Here is a 348-nt window from a genome sequence, read left to right as displayed (position 1 = left end):
GCCGGAAACGCTGTGCTGGAAGTGGTAGTGAATGCCTTCTTCTTCGCACAGGCGCTGGATGAAATGCAGGTCCGATTCGTCGTACTGCACGCAGTAGAGGCGATCGGGGTAGATCGAGCCGGTCTGGAATTCGTAGGCGTTGCCCTGGATGCCGTGTTCTTCGAGGACCTTGCCGATGATTTTCGGCACGCTGAGGTTCTGGAAGATCCGCTGGTTGATCCGGTGCGCCAGGTACGAAAGCTGCGGGCGCAGAGTCACGGAGTAGCGCGTCAGGCGTTTGCCGGAATCGCCTTGCGCGGCGCGGTCGATCAGGCCGTGGATGCCGCTGCCGTCGGGCGACAGCTGCAA

General features: G+C 61.5%; 1 protein-coding gene. It reads right to left on the bottom strand.

Translation table 11 applies throughout. The annotated features are described in order from the left end of the window. Positions 1 to 348: contractile injection system protein, VgrG/Pvc8 family (locus ACKLNA_RS29175; protein WP_408987855.1), on the bottom strand; the 348-nt coding region annotated here is incomplete at both ends.

This window comes from Pseudomonas sp. UV AK001, from assembly GCF_046097675.1.
In the GTDB taxonomy this organism is placed as follows: Bacteria; Pseudomonadota; Gammaproteobacteria; order Pseudomonadales; family Pseudomonadaceae; genus Aquipseudomonas; species Aquipseudomonas kribbensis.
This window is presented reverse-complemented; position numbering and strand designations above follow the sequence as displayed.